General features: G+C 71.0%; 10 protein-coding genes. 6 read left to right on the forward strand and 4 right to left on the reverse strand.

Annotated elements, in window-relative coordinates; genetic code table 11:
- Positions 1–294 precede the first annotated feature (294 nt).
- From GA707_RS13845 to GA707_RS13860, 4 genes are all read right to left on the reverse strand, one after another.
- A complete protein-coding gene (locus GA707_RS13845) occupies positions 295–5,571 on the reverse strand; it encodes a hypothetical protein (protein WP_152179049.1) in 5,277 nt (1,758 codons plus the stop codon).
- Positions 5,568–7,955 (reverse strand): hypothetical protein, encoded by a 2,388-nt coding sequence (locus GA707_RS13850; RefSeq protein ID WP_152179050.1) that lies wholly within the window; start codon positions 7,953–7,955, stop codon positions 5,568–5,570. The genes GA707_RS13845 and GA707_RS13850 overlap by 4 nt, the downstream gene beginning before the upstream one ends.
- Positions 7,952–10,225: a DUF6603 domain-containing protein gene (locus tag GA707_RS13855; RefSeq protein ID WP_152179051.1), complete on the reverse strand. Its 2,274-nt coding sequence runs from the start codon at positions 10,223–10,225 to the stop codon at positions 7,952–7,954. The genes GA707_RS13850 and GA707_RS13855 overlap by 4 nt, the downstream gene beginning before the upstream one ends.
- A gap of 453 nt (positions 10,226–10,678) precedes the next feature.
- Entirely contained in the window at positions 10,679–12,112 is a 1,434-nt protein-coding gene (locus GA707_RS13860) for a recombinase family protein (RefSeq protein ID WP_152179052.1), read from the reverse strand.
- A gap of 190 nt (positions 12,113–12,302) precedes the next feature.
- Here GA707_RS13860 and GA707_RS13865 point away from each other — a divergent pair, with 190 nt between their 5' ends.
- The 6 genes from GA707_RS13865 to GA707_RS13890 all read left to right on the forward strand — a co-directional run bounded on the left by GA707_RS13865 (position 12,303) and on the right by GA707_RS13890 (position 16,275).
- Complete coding sequence (locus tag GA707_RS13865) at positions 12,303–12,500, forward strand: hypothetical protein (RefSeq protein WP_152179053.1); 198 nt, start codon at positions 12,303–12,305, stop codon at positions 12,498–12,500.
- Positions 12,484–12,900: a TadE/TadG family type IV pilus assembly protein gene (locus GA707_RS13870; protein WP_152179054.1), complete on the forward strand. Its 417-nt coding sequence runs from the start codon at positions 12,484–12,486 to the stop codon at positions 12,898–12,900. The genes GA707_RS13865 and GA707_RS13870 overlap by 17 nt, the downstream gene beginning before the upstream one ends.
- The gene (locus GA707_RS13875; RefSeq protein ID WP_226963803.1) at positions 12,897–13,358 is read left to right on the forward strand and encodes a pilus assembly protein; all 462 of its coding nucleotides are present in this window, start codon (positions 12,897–12,899) and stop codon (positions 13,356–13,358) included. Before GA707_RS13870 ends, GA707_RS13875 begins: the two co-directional genes overlap by 4 nt.
- A gap of 32 nt (positions 13,359–13,390) precedes the next feature.
- On the forward strand, positions 13,391–13,810 hold the full coding sequence (locus tag GA707_RS13880) for a hypothetical protein (RefSeq protein ID WP_152179055.1): 420 nt from the start codon (positions 13,391–13,393) through the stop codon (positions 13,808–13,810).
- Between the two features lie 71 nt (positions 13,811–13,881).
- The gene (locus GA707_RS13885) at positions 13,882–15,186 is read left to right on the forward strand and encodes a glycosyltransferase family 4 protein (RefSeq protein WP_226963804.1); all 1,305 of its coding nucleotides are present in this window, start codon (positions 13,882–13,884) and stop codon (positions 15,184–15,186) included.
- 72 nt (positions 15,187–15,258) lie between these two features.
- The gene (locus GA707_RS13890; protein WP_152179056.1) at positions 15,259–16,275 is read left to right on the forward strand and encodes a cobalamin-dependent protein; all 1,017 of its coding nucleotides are present in this window, start codon (positions 15,259–15,261) and stop codon (positions 16,273–16,275) included.
- Positions 16,276–16,285: the final 10 nt, after the last annotated feature.

Below are 16,285 nucleotides of genomic sequence, written 5' to 3' on the forward strand. Positions count from 1 at the left end.
TGATCCCGTTGATGTTTGTCGGGTCACGGCCCTCGGGTAGCCGAGTCATGGCACCGTCATTCGCTTCTTGTATTGAACCGCCCCGGTGGAAGCCGGCCCTGAACGCCTTCGCCGTCACCCTCGCCGAGCGCATGCCCCCGGCGGAGACCCCCTAGAGATGAACGCCGGAAACACCGTTCGTCGGACAGACCCGCACTCGGTGTGTGGGGCGCACGCGGCGATGTCTAGGACCCTCAGCCGCGGCCCGCACAGCCGGATGCGGGCGATCCCGCCGCCGTCGTTCCCGTTTGGCGTTCACGCCCCCGTTTCTGTTACCGGCGGGCGTTGGTTGAGTGTGTCCCAGCGCAGGTCCACATCCACCGACACGTCCAGAGGGCGGCGCTCGGTCCGCTCCCAGAAGACCGGGTTGCCGTCGACATCGCGCGCCAGCACCAGGCGTCGCGACAGCCGGATGCCGGATGAGGGCACCGCCAGTGGCAGCAGGGTATGCGGTGCACCGTCGGGTGGTGGCGGGAGGATCGCCATCGTCGGCAGCGGGGCCAGTTGGCCCGTGAGGGGGTCCCGGATGCGTGCCTGCACGAACAGGTCCCGGCCGTGCCCGTACCAGCCTGGCCGCACCGAGCCGCCGTACAGGTAGGGCACCCGGTTCAGTGGTGGCATGCCGCCCAGTTCCCAGAGGACGCTCATTCGTGCGACGTGCCCCGCGCCGTCGTCGGGGACCGAGTGTCCGACTGGGACGGCACCGAGGGTCGGTTCCGCTGTGGGTGCGGGCTGAAGTCCCTGTCCGCGGAGCAGAGCAGCCCACAAGAGGTTGGCGTCCTCATCAACGGCGAGGGCGATCTCTTCGAACGGCTTGCCCTCCAGCGCGCCGGCCGCCCACAGCAGCACGGGCAGCGACCGATGTCCCCCCGCCCCGACGTCGTCGCCCTCGACGGCGAACAGGGACCAGCCTGGCTCGGATGACAGCGACCAGATGGCGCCCATCGCGTCGGTCATGGCGGCCCAGCGGATCCGCGTGAACTCCCCAGCGCGCCCGGGCATGGGTGCGAGGTACCAGTCGTCGCCCAGCCGGTTGACGAGCTCGACCAGGTGCAGCGTCGCGGGGTGTGCCCGGTCGACGGGGTGCCACAGCGGGTTGGCCTCGACGTCCTCCACCTCCCAGTACCGACGCCGTGGCTGGCCCGGCCACTCCAGGCGGGTCGGGTGGGCGACGTGGCGCTCGACGGCCACGACCGGAGCGGCGGGCGCTGGAGGCGTGAGCCGTAGGGACCACCAGTCGAGGGGACCGGCGTCGTGGGTGGGGACCTGGAGTGCTGACCAGGTTCCGGCGTGGTCCAGCGACGAGGGCCGCCAGCCCGTCTTCTCGAGGACGGCCTCGGCAGGCTGGGAGGCGAGGAGGGCCTCGGTGATGGGCTCACTGGAGACGTAGAGGTCGAGCCGTACGGGGGTGGCGGCGTCCTCGCCGAGGTGCTCGCCGATGCGCCACTGCAGCCCCACCATCCAAGCAGCGTCGGCCGTAGTGCCGGCGACGAGTTCGTCGGTGTCCCGGTTGGTGGTTCGTGGGAGGAGGGCGACGGGCAGGTCGTACGTTGGCAGGCGGTCGCCGTCGTCGGAGATCGGCGCGCCCGTGTCCCAGTCCTGCGGCAGAACGCAGGTGGCCGCCAGCGCCCCGAGCCCGGCGTCGGCGAGGGTTTTGGTCGTCGCCATCCGGGCGTGCGCCATGGCCCGCGCCAGCAGCACCGCGTGTGTCAGTTCCTCCTGGGTGACCCCGGCGTCCGGGTCAATCGCTGGCACCAGTAGCACGGCCTGCGGTGGGCATGCCGACGGCGTGGCCGCGTCGAACGCGACACCCAGGTGCTGCTCGGCGAGAGGGACCTGCTCGCTGAACGAGTCCAGCACCACCCACTCGCGCTCCGGCCCGGAGCCGGCGTCCAGGACTACCGTGAATCGCGGCTCGTCGGACCCCGTCAGTGCCGCAACCCGCCACGGGTCCTCTGGGGCAACGGCCAGCAGACTCCCCATGAACCCGGACATTCGCCCCAATGAAGGCCGGAGCCTCGCCATAAGCGGCATCCAGGAATCGGCTGTGGCGGTGCCGGGCACGGGAGCCAGCGGCTCGCCCAGCAGCGCGACCGGCGCCGGCGTCCCCACGGGCAGCGACCTGCCGGCACCCAGCTCGGCCAGTGCGCCCGGCCCCAGGGACCCGGTACGGGTCAGCGCACCGTCGGACACTGAGTAGCCCGCCGCAAGCACCCGCGCCGAGAGCCCACCGGCCGCGGCGTCCAGCGCGGCCAGGCTTGCCACCAGGGCAGCCTCGCGGGTGCCGACCTCGAGGGCGAACAGGTCGGGCGCCTCGGGCGGCGGGCTGAACCCCCAGGCCGCCACGTCCAGTAGCCGGGATGCGACGGCGTCGCGCAGATCGGCGGGCACGTCGACGGGCGGCGGCGCACCGTCGGCATCGAGCCCGAGCAAACGGTCCACCTCCGCCTCCCACGCGGACCGCGCCGCAGCAACGTCCACCAACACCGCATCCACAAGGTTCAATGCCCCGGATGCCAGCGCGTCGAGCCGCTGCTCCCAACCCGCCGTCGCCGTCGCCAGCACCGGCCCCACGTCGGCAGCGGCAGAAGCCACCAGCTCCGACGGGTGCGGCGCGCTCCCTGCAACCGCCGCCGCGAACGAACGAGCCTCGGGCGCCTCGGGCACACCGCCCACAACGTCCTCCAACACAACCGGCGTCCCCAACAGCCCCAGCCGCAGCGCCGCCAGCCGCACCAGGGCCGCTTCGTCGAGGACGACGGCATGTACGGCGGACAACCCCAACTCGGTAAGAGCCACGGACGAGCCACCCGGCACCGAGACGGTCCACGACGACGCCACCGCAGACCGCAACGCCGCGTCGAAGGCCGGCGCGGCCCCCAAGGCCCCCAATGTGCCCAGTTCACCCGATGCCCCAACAGAAGGCAGCCCCGCCAGCACAAGCGTCCGCACCTGCCGCGCCTCGTGCATGGGGTCCAGCACTTGCAGCGGCCCGGGCGCGCCCTGCCCGGCGAGGAACTCGGTGGCCACGGCGGCGCGCTCGGGCCGTCCGGCCAGCACGCCGTGCAGCGCCTCGGCCAGCACCAGGTCAGACGCCGCCTGCACCACGTCCCGGACCCTTGAGACGGCGCGGGCCAGCAGCCCGGGGGCGCGCACCAAGTCGGGTAACCCGCCGTCGGCCAGCACGTCGAGCCCGTGGCAGCAGCCGAACTGCCCCTGCCCGACGCGTAGGGGGTGGAGGGTACGGATGGGCTGCAGGTCCGCGGCGCCGAGCACCACGCCGACCTCGAGGGCGGCGGCGGTCACCTCGGACTCCACCATCCGCCCCACCACCTCGGCCGGGTGCCAGTCGTCGCCGATTCGCTCCAGCAGCGTTCGCGCCGGCCCCACCAGCGAGGAGTTCAGGCGCAGTTGCCAGCGGTCTGACGGCTCGTGGACCGCCCGGTCGCGCAGGGCGGCGGCGGTGGCGGCCTGCGCCGTCGACGGTGCCAGCAGCAACCCTCCCGGCCCCGGCCCGGGGGTGCCGCGGAAGGGCCGGTCCACCCACCCGTAGAGGCCGGTGGTCGGGGCTCCGTGCGCACTCACCACCTTCGCCACGTGATGGGCGCCCACGGCGTGCCACCAGACGTCCCAGCGTCCCGACGCCGTCTCGATCAGCGCCCGCAGAGCCCGCTCCGCCCGGAGCGAGTACTCGGGCGTGTTCGCGCTCTCGATCAGCAGGTCCGTCAGCGCGGTCATCCCGTCCCCGCCCAGCCAGGTGAGTTGGGTGGCCAGTTCGAGGGCGCGGGCTTCGGCGTTCACCCAGGCGGCCAGGGACCCGTTGGCCAGTACTCCCTCTGCCAGGGCGATCAGGTGTTCCCGCAGCCGCGTGCTTTCCACCCGTTCGAGGTGCTCGCCGAGGAACGGCTCCGGCTCGGTCATCACCGGGGCCGCGCCCAGCGCCTGCCGCCACAGGTCCAGCCCGCCGCCGGCCAGCGCGATGCTGCGTCGGAACAGCCGCACTAGCATGCTCTGGGGCGCTTCATACTCCACGTACGTGTTGCTGGTTGACTCCCACCTCGTTGCCACGTAAAGGGCCACCACCGGGGGGAGGTTCTGGTCGAACTGCACCGGGTACGGTTCGAGGAACTGGCTGCGCCACTCGCCCAGCCAGTCCAGCAGCGGGTGCAGCGCCGCCTCGTCCCCAACCAGCAGCGGGACCCCCAGCGGCTTGAGGCCGGGTTTCAGGGTGTCGTACCTCAGCCCCCACTCCGGGGACAGGCTCGTCTCAAAGGCTTCGCGGTTGCGCACCTGCCAACGGTCCATCGCGTCGTCGACGTCGCCGCCGGCGAGGTGCGCCAGCAGTTCCGTGCGCAGCAGCGGTGCGCCCGCGACGTCACCGGGCACCGGGCCGCGCCGCAGGGTCCGCACGGCCTCCTCGACGCCGTCGCCGACGGCCCCCTCGTCGGTGCGGGCAGCCTCTGCCCAGTTGCGCAGCGCTATCTCCAGCCCTGGCAGCATGCCTTGCAGCGGCTCCAGCCCGTCAAGCGGTACCGAGCCGGGGTACACCACGGGCAGGACGCCGTAGGAGGTGTCGCCGACTGCGAGGGTGGCGTAGGTGCCCTGGGGCCGCAGCCACTGGGCCGCCCACTTCCATAGTGTCCCGATCTCGAGCCGTTCGACGGCGCGGGTCACCTCGGTGAGCCCGTACCCGAACAGCGTGGGGAAGGTCAGCCGCAGCAGCAGCTGGTCGACGTCGTCGTCGCCGACGCTGCGCACCGCCAGGTCCCCGGCGCCCAGCGCATGCAGGGTGCGCTCGGCGAGGGCGGGCATCGAGTCGGGCTCCACGAACGGCGCGTTCCACAGCGGCACGGGCTGGCCGTGCACGCCGGTAGTGGCGGCGCCGGGGCCCGAAAGCAGCAAGTTCCCCTCGGCGGCGTGCCCGGCCAGCAGCTGTGCGAGGGTGCCGTCGTCGCGGCAGCCGCTGACCCCCAGCACCTCGATGTCCTTGGGGTGCATGGGCAGCGTGATCTCCTTCGCCAGCCCGACGTCGACTGCGGCAGCCCAGTCCACCAGCCACTCCGCCACCGCGGTCGGTGCCTCAAGGGCCGCGACCATGATCTCCAGCAGGCCGAGCTCCACCGGCTGGGAGTTCCCGGACACCTTCGCCCACACCTGCACCTGCGGTGGCAGCCCGCGCAGCACCCCCTGCACCTCGAGCGGCTCGGCCGTCGGGTTGGCGACGGTGCCCACCAGCCAGTGCGCCCGGCCGGCACCCACCTGCCCGGCCAGCCGCGCGAATGCGTCGGCCCAACCCTCCTCCTGCCGTGCGGCGGCGACGGCGGCAGCGGGATCTGCCGCATCCTGCTGGGTGCGCAGTGACCCCCAGAACGCGCTCAGCGCCAGCTGTTCGGCAGGTGTGATGGCGGGGTCGTGGGTGTCGAAGGAGATGGTGTCGGGCACCAGCCGCAGCCGCAGCCGCCAGCCCGAGGATTCGGAGCCGTGGAAGCGGGTCTCCAGCCGGACGGGCAGCAGCGCGGTGATGGCGGTCATTGCTGCACCAGCTCAGTGCCCGGCAGGATGGCCCGTATGGGCTGGTCCCAGGTGGCGCCGCCAAGCTCCGCGCCGTCGTCCACCACCACAGCCACGTTCCCCGTCACCTTCTTGCCGTCCTGCTTATAGGTCACCGGCCTCACCTGGTACCCGGCGGCGGTGGCGCCGTCGGGCGGCCGGAACCTGGGCCCCTTGTCCGGCTCCTCCAGCACCAGGCACAGATTCGGCAGGTCCGACGGCGGGCGCGGAAACGCAAAGCACCACACGTCGGGATCCAGTCGCGCCACCCAGACGGGCCAGATGGGGTCCTGCAGGATGGGGAATTGACCGTGGCCGGAAATCCCGAAGGCCGGGGCAAGGTACACCTGCGTGTCGGGGTAGCGGCGGACCAGGTCTGAGCGCATGGCGATCACCAGTTCCTGCCCGCTCCCGCGCGGCCCGGGCAGCTGCGCCAGCGGCACCGATGGCCACGACGACGTCTGCACCAGGTCCACCATCGGGGCCGGGTTCTGGGCGGACTCGACGTTCTGCCAGAAGGTGCGCATCGGCATCCACCCGTGCACCACGGGCACGCCGCGCCAGCGCAGTTCGGCAACCACCTGGCGCGACGCGCCCAGTAGCGCCGACGCCATGAACGCCCGGTCGGTGCGCAGGGCGACGACTCCGTCGCGGCCCAGCTCACCGGCTAGCGGCAGCAGCCAGTCCGGCTCGTGGCGACGGAACCAGTCCCACAGCGGCAGGTCCAGGTCCGGCCGCACCTCCAGAGGTACGTCCCAGCGCTCGTGCAGGCCGGAGATAAGGCTCACCACGCGGGCCACGGGGATGCCGTCGGGCTGGAACGCGTCGAAGACGGCCTGGTCTGCCGCGTCCACCCAGCCGGGGTCCTGCTCGGGGAGCCGAGGTGTTTCCTCCCGTTCACCGAGCAGTTCGCCCAGCACCCCCTCCTCGTTCCCGTCGAGCGGCTCCACCAGCCCCAGCGGCGACTCCGACGGTTCCGGGGATCGCCTGGCCTCCTCCAGCACCGTCGCCGGGTTCGAAACCGCCCCGGGGTCGGCGCTGGCCTTCGCCGTCGGCCCGGTGGGGCGCAGCAGGTGCGATGCCGCGGAACTGAGCAGCGACGCCGGCAGCGGCCTCTCGTCGGGGAACAACTGCCCGAGCGCACCGGCGACACCGGACGGGGTGCCGGCGACGACGGCGGCCAGCCCCGGCCCGTGGAACGCCAGCCGCGCCGCGCCGGGCGGGGGCAGGTGCCCGGCGGTGAGCCTGGCCATAGCCACCCCGCCGGTGAGGTGACGAAGCTTGGCGGCGGCCAGGTGGGTGTCGCCCAAGCGGGTGGCGGCGGCGCGGAGGATGGTGTCGGTCCAGTCCAGCGCGGCTCGCGCGCCCAGGCCGGCGGCGGCGCGGTGCCGGGGGTCGGTATCCACCTCGGCCACCCACGGGGCGCTCTCGTCCCAGCACACCGGCGCGGACCAGCGGGGTGCGCCGATGATCGGTGCGGGCGGTGGCGGGACGGCGTCGTCGGGCTGCCCGCGGGCGGTCGACGGCCGGGGTTCCAGCCGGGCGTCGATGGCAGCGGGCAGGCCGGCGTCGGGCAGCGGGACGTGGCCGGGGGCGTCGTACCGGGCGAGAGCGCCGTAGGTGGTGGTCTCCCGCTCGGGGTGGCCGGGCAGCCCGGCGTGCACCACCACCTGGCCCAGCGCGTCGGGCGGATCAACCGGGTGCAGCGCCTCTACCAGCGACTTGAAGGTGCCGGCCTCGTTGGTGGAGAACCGGAACGTGTGCAGCACGGGGATGCCGGTGGCCTTGGCGCCCTTGGTCCAGCTGTAGGAGCCGTCGGGCCTGTGGAGTTTCACCAGCGCGGCCAGACACTGTGCCCCTGCCGGCAGCACCCGCGGGCACAGCAGCCGAGAGAAGTTGCCGTCCTGGGTGTGGGCCCACGCCGCGGCTAGGTCCGGGTCCAGCAAGCTGGTCACCGCAGGCCGCAACCACAAGGTGCCGTCCCTTGCCACGCCCAGCTCACGGTTCTCGACGCCGGCCACCAGGGCCAGCCACGGCTTGGCCTTTTCCGGGGTGTTGGGGTCCGCGGAGTAGCGCCAGGGCAGGTCCTCGGAGGTGAACTCGACGAAACAGCAGTACTCGCCGTCCACGTCGCCCGCACCGTCGGGCGGGCTGGTGCGGGCGATGGCGCCCGGAGCCAGGCCCGTGACGTCGCCCGGGCCGTACAGGTCGACGGTTCGAGCGACGGGAGCCACCGCCTCGGTCCCCGCGCCGGTCGTGATGACCGCGTCCATGACCAGATTCACGCGCAGCCTGCCCTTGTGCGGTACGGCGCCGGTGAGCGGCACGGGCGCGGTGCGGACGAATCCCTCCAGCTTGGCCTTCATGGCAGCACCACCGGGTCCAGTGCGTACGCCGGCAAGGCCAACCCGCCGGGTTTGAGGAGCGCGGCGGAATGGGAGGCCGCGCCGGAGCCGTGGAAATCGGCGATCGGGTTGCCAGGTTCAGCGGAGGCCCACTTCTCCCTGTCCACGACGACGGCGGCCCCAACCCCCTTCGCCAACGCCGCGGGCGCCTCACGGCTGCGCAGCGCGGCGGCCACCGACCATGGCACTTCGACGTGGATGGAGTCCCTCCAAAGAGGGGTCGGCTTGGGGAGCATGATGGTGCGGTGGCTTCTGTCCACGGTCTTACTGCTGCTGGACCTGGTGGAGACGCACTGCAGGTGCCAGCCGGCCTCGCGGTCCTCGAACTGTGGCACAGTCAGCGCGTTGGCCGGGGTGATGGTGGTGTAGGCGGCCGTGGTGAGCTGCCGTTTGACGGTCCCCGCCCGGGGGACGGCAGGCGACACCAGCACGGCGGCGGGGCTGGCCATGGTGCGGCCGCCGGCCTTCTGGAAGGGGCCGTCCAGCGGGAACGCCTCCTGCGCCCACACGAGCTCGGCGTTGGGAGCCAGCAGCGGGGCGTCGTCGGCGGCGCGCGGTGCGAGGACGACGTCGGGGTCTGCACCTCCCTTGCCGGTGACGTTGGCAGCGCGCGCCAACTCCTCGCGCACCAAGCCGGCTAGCCCGTCGAAGGGCGCGCGGTCCGCCCCGGCCTCGTTCGATAGGATGAAGGACTTGCGCCCGCCCACCTTCACGCCGAGGACCCTGGAGTAGGCCTCGGCGGTGAGCACAAGCGGCCCGGGGCCGGTGAGGGTGCCCTTCAAATTCACGCTGAGCAGGTCCTGGCCCAGAGCGCGGATGGAGACGGAGCCGTGCACCTGCGCCTCGAACCACAGCGGTGAGAGCTGCACGATTGCGTCGAACCCGGCGGAGCCGTTAAGGCTGGCCCCCGGCACTTTGAAGGAGACGCTTAGGTGTGCCCCGGCCTGCACGGTGCCGGCAGTGACCGCTGCGTAGCCGTTGATCGTGATGCTAAGGCCAACGGGGATGGGGTTGCGCAGCCCGATGGAGATGCGTCGCTGCGGCGGCACCACGGCGGGGGAGGGAGAGAAGCCGGGGTAGAAGCCGCCGACGGTGGCCAGCATCGTGGCGTGGTCCCCCCACGCCATCCGCACCGCCGCCGTCCCGGCGATGCTAAAGCCGCCGAGCACGTACGAATTGACGAGTGCGGCGTCCAGGGCAAGGCGCTTGCCTGCGACGTCGACCTCCCCCAGCAGGTCCAGCCTTACGTGCAGCAGCGGCACACCGGGCCCGGGCACCTCCACCACTAAGCGGCCCGGCAGCAGCACCCGGCCGCGGGGGAGCTCGAGGATCACCCCGACGTCCACCTTGGCCAGCGACGTGCCGCCCACATTGAGCCAGCCCAACCTCAGGGTGGGTCCGACGACGTGGCTCCCGTCCCGCGCGAGGAAGATCCGTTCCAGGGCGCGCACCGTGGCACGGATCTGGTCCGCGGAGCGCCCGCCGCCGAAGAGTGCGTCCATGGCGGAGCCATCCGCGATGCCGTCGCGCATTCGGTCGCCGTCGACGCCGCAGTTGATGCCGACGATCCCGCCCACCGCGTCCAAGGAGAACCCGAAGCCCAGATGGATGCCGGTGGGGCGGAACTCCGCACGCAGAAGCGCCCGCACGGACAGCGGGCCGCTGGCGTCCACAAGCAACGCCACGTCCACGCGGGCAGGTCCCAATTCTGACGTGAGCGCCGCCCCCGCGCTGCGGCTGGCGACGTCGAAGTAGCCCGCGCCGGAGGCGCTGATAGGCCCCAGTTCCAGCGCGGCCGCCAGACCGGCGATGGGCAGGTGGCCCACCACCATTGTGGTCGGCCGCTCCGGGGGTGTGGGCAGACTGCGGACCGCGGCCGCCTTCGCGATCAGAGATAGCGTGGCCGGGCCAAGCTCTACGCTGTCGGCCAAGTCAGTGCCGTGCGCCGTGGCGCGGTCCAGCAGTTGCCCGGCCGCCGCATGCACCGGGCCGAGGAACGCGACCGGTGCCGCGGCCAGTTCGTTGATCAGTTCCCTGAGCTCAGCCTGTGTCTTTCCGGCGGCCTCCGCAAGCGCGGCCCGGTACTCGTTGATCGATGCGGCAACGGCGTTGTCGGGGGCGTTTGCCAGGGCGGTGATCGCGGCGGTCAGCCGTGCTGTGACCGGCCTATTCCCAGCGGCGTGCAGGACCGTCTTCTGTAAGTCGTTGATAAGTGATACGTCACGGCCCATTCGAGCCTCCTGGAGCGATATCGCCTGGGGACTCTTGTCAGGGTCCGTACCTGATTCTCGCCCCGGAATCCATCTACTGCAAGAGCTCGGGTGCATGCCCAACGCCCACCCTCACGGGCGGCGCAGCGAACATCCTCATCTGCCGCGTTCGGCTTCACGCGCGGCGTACCGACAGCTAAGCGAAGGTCGCTTGGATGATCTTCCGTCGCTCGCGGATCCCGTTCCGCGGGTAAGGCGGCCCCCGCTCGTAGCGCGCGATCACGCTGCCCTCTTTCGCGAGCACTGACACCTCGGCGTGGAAGTCGTTCACCTACTGGGCACGAGGGCCGTTGCACCCAGGGGAGCCTCCTAGCCTTGGGAGAAGGCGCCCACAGTGGGCGCTGTGACACTGCTGTCCTGTCGGCGCAGTGATGTCACAGTCACATTGTCAAGCGGGTCCTCGAGGTTGTCTTGTTAAGGAGAGGGAGGTCGGCCGACGATGGCCTTCGTCCATTCGATCTGTACGGCGTCGGGGTCGAAGATGCGACCCTTGCCGGAGCCGATTGGCTTGATGACAATGTCCATGCCAAGGAGCCGGATGATGTGTTTGCGGGTCTCGACATCGGCCCGTTCCCACGCCGCTCGGACGCTGCTCCCAGCGAACTCTGTCAGCTCGGGGCTCGGCTGTGCTGCGGCGAGACGGCCGCGCTCTGCTGCCAGTTGAGGCCTAATGCGTTCGGAAACCCGTCGTAGTTGGTCGCCTGAGATGGTGTCGTCAGCGAACTGGTCAGCTGCTAGTGCGAGCTTGGCCTCCAGTGCAGCAATGCGCGTGCGGGCGTGTGCCGCAACTCCAGGGTCCCCGCCTAGCAGCCGAACTCCGTCACGTTCAAGGACGCCCACGACCACTTGGGTGACGAGCTCGTCCACATCGGCCATGCGCCGCCTGACTTTCATACATCCCGAGTGTGGGCACGTGTAGGTGTGGGGATAGAACCGAGTGCGTCCGGTCTTGAGGACGTAGGTGTATTCGTTCGTCCCCACTAGGTCCCTGCCGCAAACGCCGCAGCGTGCAATCGAGGTGAGCAAGTACCTAGGCTCGGAGCCGCGGTTGCTGCTTCGACGACCTGGGTCGGTCAACAGGGCGACGACTCGTTCGTGGGTGGGTTGGTCGATGATCGCCTCCCACTGCCCAAGCGCTACGGCTTTTCCGTGATGAGTCCGCACGCCACAGTTCCGCCACCGCAGCAGCATTTGCCGCAACACGACGCTCTGCCACGCCTTGCCAGAGTTGGTCGTGATCCCGCGTTGGTTTAAGTCGATGCAGATCCGCCACAGGGCCTGCCCGGCGAGCACGCGCTCCACGCACTCGCGGATGACGGCGGCCTCCTCGGGGTTGATGGCCAACGTGCGATCGGGCCTGAAGTCCCACCCGAAGGGCCGCTTTCCGATATGAGTGCCGGCGGCAGCCAACTGACGATGCTTGGCCTTTTGCCGTCGCCGTTGCTGCTCAACTTCATAGCGAGCCACCGTGCCCTTCATTCGAGCCATCATCCGGCCTTGCTCGGTAGCTAAGTCGATGTCTCCGCCAACGGAAGCGAGTTTCAACCCGACCCGGTCGGCCTGATCGATGATGTCCTCCAGCTCGCGGGGAGTCCTCGTGAGACGGTCCACGTCCCAGACTGCGACGGCCTTGATCGCTCCGCGCTCCACGTCCTGCATCATCCGAACGTAAGCAGGTCGCGGCTTGCGCTTGGTGGCACTCACATCGTTGTCCTCGTACACCTGGACCAGCTCCCACCCCAGCTGCTTGACCAGCTTCTCGCAATCGTCCAGCTGCCGCTGGACACCTAAACCGAGGCCCTCCGAGTCACGCGAAATCCGAAGGTAGATGCCTGCTGGTACCGACACGGCGACTCCTACTGAGGAAGGTCTAGCCGATGATACCCCCGGTGGTCTTCCTCATCCTGCCGATCACGGTCGTCTTCGCCGCCTTCCCCGGTTTCTCCTTCCTCAGTTTCTCGCTGTGACGACGCACCGATCGCCCCATCGAACAACACCTGTCGACACCCCTCACCAGTCACCGAAAGGACACCAGAGCATGACCACCACCTTGACGAAGCTCACGATCCGGCTCCGCCAGCGAGCCGCCGCCGTCGCGGCCCAGGAGCGGGGAGACATCCCCGGCTGGGTCATGGTGACCCTCATGACCGCAGCCATCGTCGCCGCCGTCTGGGCGCTCGCCGAGCCGGCCCTGACCCGGCTGTTCAACGACGCGATCGATGACGTGTCGCGCTGACCCGGCGGCTGTCCCGCAGGGGGTGGCACGCGATGAGCGCGGCGCCGCCGTCTCGGAGTTCGCCCTCGTCAGCGCACTCGTGATCTTCGTCTTCCTCGCGGTCATGCAGCTCGGACTCGCGCTGCACGTGCGCAACACGCTGACCCTGGCGGCCTCCGAAGGGGCCAGGGCGGGGGCACGTCTGGACGCCGGGCCACAGGCGGGGGTGGCCCGGGCGCGCGAGGTGGTGACCGGCTCGCTCTCCGCCCGGTTCGCGGAGGACATCACCGCGGGCGGCGGCAGCGTCGACGGCGTAGCCGTCGTCGTGGTGACCATCCGGGCGCCCATCCCCGTGCTCGGCCCGATCGGACCCGACCGCGGCCTGACTGTCACGGGGCGGGCTTTCGAGGAGTCACAGTGAGTGGACCGCAAGACCTGCGCGCACTGGCCTCTCGGCTCGACCGCGAGGACAGGGGCAGTGCCGTCGTCGAGTTCGTCTTCCTCACCGTCGTCGTGCTCGTACCGCTTATCTACCTCGTCCTGACCGTCGCGCGGATCCAGGCCGGAACGTATGCGGTGGCGCAGGCCGCGCGCGAGGCGGGCCGCGCATACGTGACGGCTGAGTCCGCCGAGAGCGCCCCCGGACGGGCCTACGCGGCGGCGGAGATCGCCTTCGCCGACTTCGGCTTCGCCGGTGACCTCGAGATCGGGTGCGACGGCTCGCCGTGCCTGCGGCCGGAGGGGCGGATCACGACCCGCGCGCAGGTGTCCGTGCCGCTGCCGCTCGTCCCTGACTTCGCACGGGCCGTCGTTCCGCTGCGGATCCCGGTCGACTCCACGTCGGTGTCGACCGTCGACCGGTTCCGGAGCGCGTCGTGAGCCGGTCCAGGCCGACTGCCGAGGACGGGAGCATGACGCTTCTCGTCACGGGGTGCATGGCGATCGCCGTCCTGCTCATCCTCGGGACCGTCGTCGCCACGAGCGCGCAGCTCGCGCGGGTCCAACTGCTCGACGTGGTGGACGGCGCGGCCCTCGACGCCGCCGACGCACTGGACGCCCGCGCCTACGAGCAGGGCCTCGACGACGCGGTCGCGATCAGCGACGCGACCGTGTGGGAGTCGGCGACGGGCTACCTCGGCGATCGGGACCGGCCGAGCCGGGTCACGGTCTGGGGGATCGAGGCGGGCACCGGGACGCCCGACGGCACGACGGCCGTCGTCGTCGTCACGGGTCGGGTCGAGCTGCCCGTCGTCGGGCCCCTCCTCGACGCCGTCGGCAGCTCGGTGACGATCACCGTGCGCGGCAGTGCCCGCGCAGGCCTCGTCGGCTGATGCCTCCTCGCATCCGTAGGGGTCGTCGCACTCGTTGAGGTGCACAGGTGACTCGCGGGTAGGGTCGTCGGGTGAACGTTCGTGCGGGTGGTCCCAGACGGGGGGTGGACGTCCCGCTGCGCATCGCGCTGACCTCCTATCGATCGAAGCCGCATTCGGGTGGGCAGGGCATCTACGTCCGCCAGATCGCGCACGCGCTCACCGACCTCGGGCACGACGTCGAGGTCTTCTCCGGCCAGCCCTACCCGGACATGTCCGGTCTCACGGCCCTCGACACCGGGCGCCTTCGAGTGACCGAGGTCCCCAGCCTCGACCTCTACGACGACGCGAACCCGTTCCGGACCCCGGCTCTGCGCGAGTTCCGCGACCGCACGGACGTCCTCGAGTTCGCGACGATGTGCACCGCCGGGTTCCCCGAGCCGCGCACGTTCGCGCGCCGGGTCGCCCCCATCCTCGTCGACCGGCGTCACGACTTCGACGTCGTCCACGACAACCAGACCCTCGCCCCCGCGATGCTGCGGGTCCGCGACGCCGAGCTCCCGCTCGTGACGACGCTGCATCACCCCATCTCCGTCGATCGGCGCGTGGCGCTCGCCGAGGCGCGCGGCCTGCACCGCCTGACTCAGCGCCGCTGGTTCGGCTTCGTACGCATGCAGGCCAGAGTGGCCCGGAGGCTCGCCGACGGGTCGGTCATCACCGTGTCCGAGAGCAGCCGCGATGACGCTGTCGAGGACTTCGGGATGCGTCCGGAGCAGTTCTCCGTCATCCCGGTCGGCGTGGACACCGAGGTCTTCGCACCGCGGGGGCCACGCATACCGGGTCGCATCGTCTGCCTGTCCAGCGCGGACATCCCCCTCAAGGGCGTGCCGGTCCTCCTGCGCGCGATGGCGGCCCTCCCGGAGGAGAGCCCTGCCCACCTCGTCGTCGTGTCAAAACTCAAGAGCGGCGGTGCGACCGAGCGGCTCGTCCGCGACCTCGACCTCGGTGACCGGGTGCGGTTCGTGCACGGTCTCTCGCAGGAAGAGCTCGCCCACCTGATCTCCTCCGCCGAGATCGGATGCGTGCCCTCGCTCTACGAGGGCTTCTCGTTCCCCGCCATCGAGGCGATGGCCTCCGGATGTGCGGTGGTCGCGTCGGACGCCGGCGCCCTGCCGGAGGTCGTCGGCCGCGACGGCCGGGCCGGGCTACTCGTTCCCGCAGGTGACCCAGGGGCGCTGACCGTCGCCCTCGACAAGCTGCTCGCAGACCCGGGCCTGCGGGCCCGAATGGGAGAGGCCGGCAGGACGCGGGTCGCTGAGCGCTTCAGCTGGACGGCCATCGGAGCACGGACGGTGGAGGTGTACCGGCAGGCGATCAGCACGCACCCGCACGGGTAGAAATCACGTTTTGTACAAGGTTCACCTGCACGTACAAGGTGCGTGCAGGGTTTTGGGGGTATAGTCATCACCATGCACTCAGTCAGCAGCGCAGCTCGACTCTGCGGAGTCAGCCCGTCCACCCTCCGAGCATGGGAGCGTCGCTACGGCGTCGTGGAACCCATCCGCACCGAGGGCGGCTACCGCGTCTACGACGATGCCGCTCTCCGTCGCCTCACCCGGATGAGTTCGCTCATCGCCTCCGGCTGGTCGCCGCGGCACGCGGCCGCCTATGTCATGAACGACGGGGACGGCGAGGGTGCGCCGCTGCCCGTCGCCACCGAGGAGGTCCGGCCCGACCCGGTGCCGCCCACCCCGGAGGAGGAAGCCGAGCACATCGAGGTCATCATGCAGGCGGCCGAGGCGCTCGACGCCCCGCGCGTCTCGGACGAGCTCGACTTCGCCTTCTCGATCCACTCCTTCGACGACCTCGTCGACATCTGGCTCGGCCCCATCCTCGTCGCCACGGGCAAGGCGTGGGCCGAGGGTCGGCTGTCCGTCGCCGGCGAGCACTTCCTCAGTGCCGGCATCGAGCGCCGGCTGTCCAAGGCCTTCGACGAGGCATCCCACACGAGGGTCACCGGCCCTCGGGTCGTCATCGGGACCCCCCGGGGCTCCCGCCACACGATCGGCGCGTTCGCCTTCGCGACGAGCCTGCGCCGCAACGGCTGCGACGTGACCTACCTCGGTGCCGACGTTCCGCCGGATGCCTGGCTTCACGCCGTCACCTCCCGGACCGCGGACATCGTCTGCGTCAGCGTCCCGACCACCGACGACGCGGTCGCGGCCGGAGAGACCGTCTCCCTGCTTGCAGAGAGCCACCCCGAGCTGCGCATCTACGTCGGCGGCAGCGGACGGTCGGGGGTCACCGCCACCGGGTCGATCCACCTCGACGGCACGGTCAGCGAGAGCGCCAAACGCATCCTCGCCGACCACGCGGAGGCCACCGGCGCGGACGAGCCGGCTGCTTCGACCGAGACCGAGGCGGCGAGCTCCGAGCCCTCCGCCGCGACCGACGCGGCGTCGACCCGTGAGCGGGCGACCGCCTGAGGACGACCCG

Source organism: Nostocoides sp. F2B08, from assembly GCF_009184895.1.
Taxonomy (GTDB): Bacteria; Actinomycetota; Actinomycetes; order Actinomycetales; family Dermatophilaceae; genus F2B08.

Bases quoted from the DNA above. Each gene is read 5' to 3' on its own strand.
- GA707_RS13845 (WP_152179049.1), bottom strand. From the start codon at position 5,571: ATGACCGCCATCACCGCGCTGCTGCCCGTCCGGCTGGAGACCCGCTTC.
- GA707_RS13850 (WP_152179050.1), bottom strand. From the start codon at position 7,955: ATGAAGGCCAAGCTGGAGGGATTCGTCCGCACCGCGCCCGTGCCGCTC.
- GA707_RS13855 (WP_152179051.1), bottom strand. From the start codon at position 10,225: ATGGGCCGTGACGTATCACTTATCAACGACTTACAGAAGACGGTCCTG.
- GA707_RS13865 (WP_152179053.1), top strand. From the start codon at position 12,303: ATGACCACCACCTTGACGAAGCTCACGATCCGGCTCCGCCAGCGAGCC.
- GA707_RS13870 (WP_152179054.1), top strand. From the start codon at position 12,484: ATGACGTGTCGCGCTGACCCGGCGGCTGTCCCGCAGGGGGTGGCACGC.
- GA707_RS13880 (WP_152179055.1), top strand. From the start codon at position 13,391: ATGACGCTTCTCGTCACGGGGTGCATGGCGATCGCCGTCCTGCTCATC.
- GA707_RS13890 (WP_152179056.1), top strand. From the start codon at position 15,259: ATGCACTCAGTCAGCAGCGCAGCTCGACTCTGCGGAGTCAGCCCGTCC.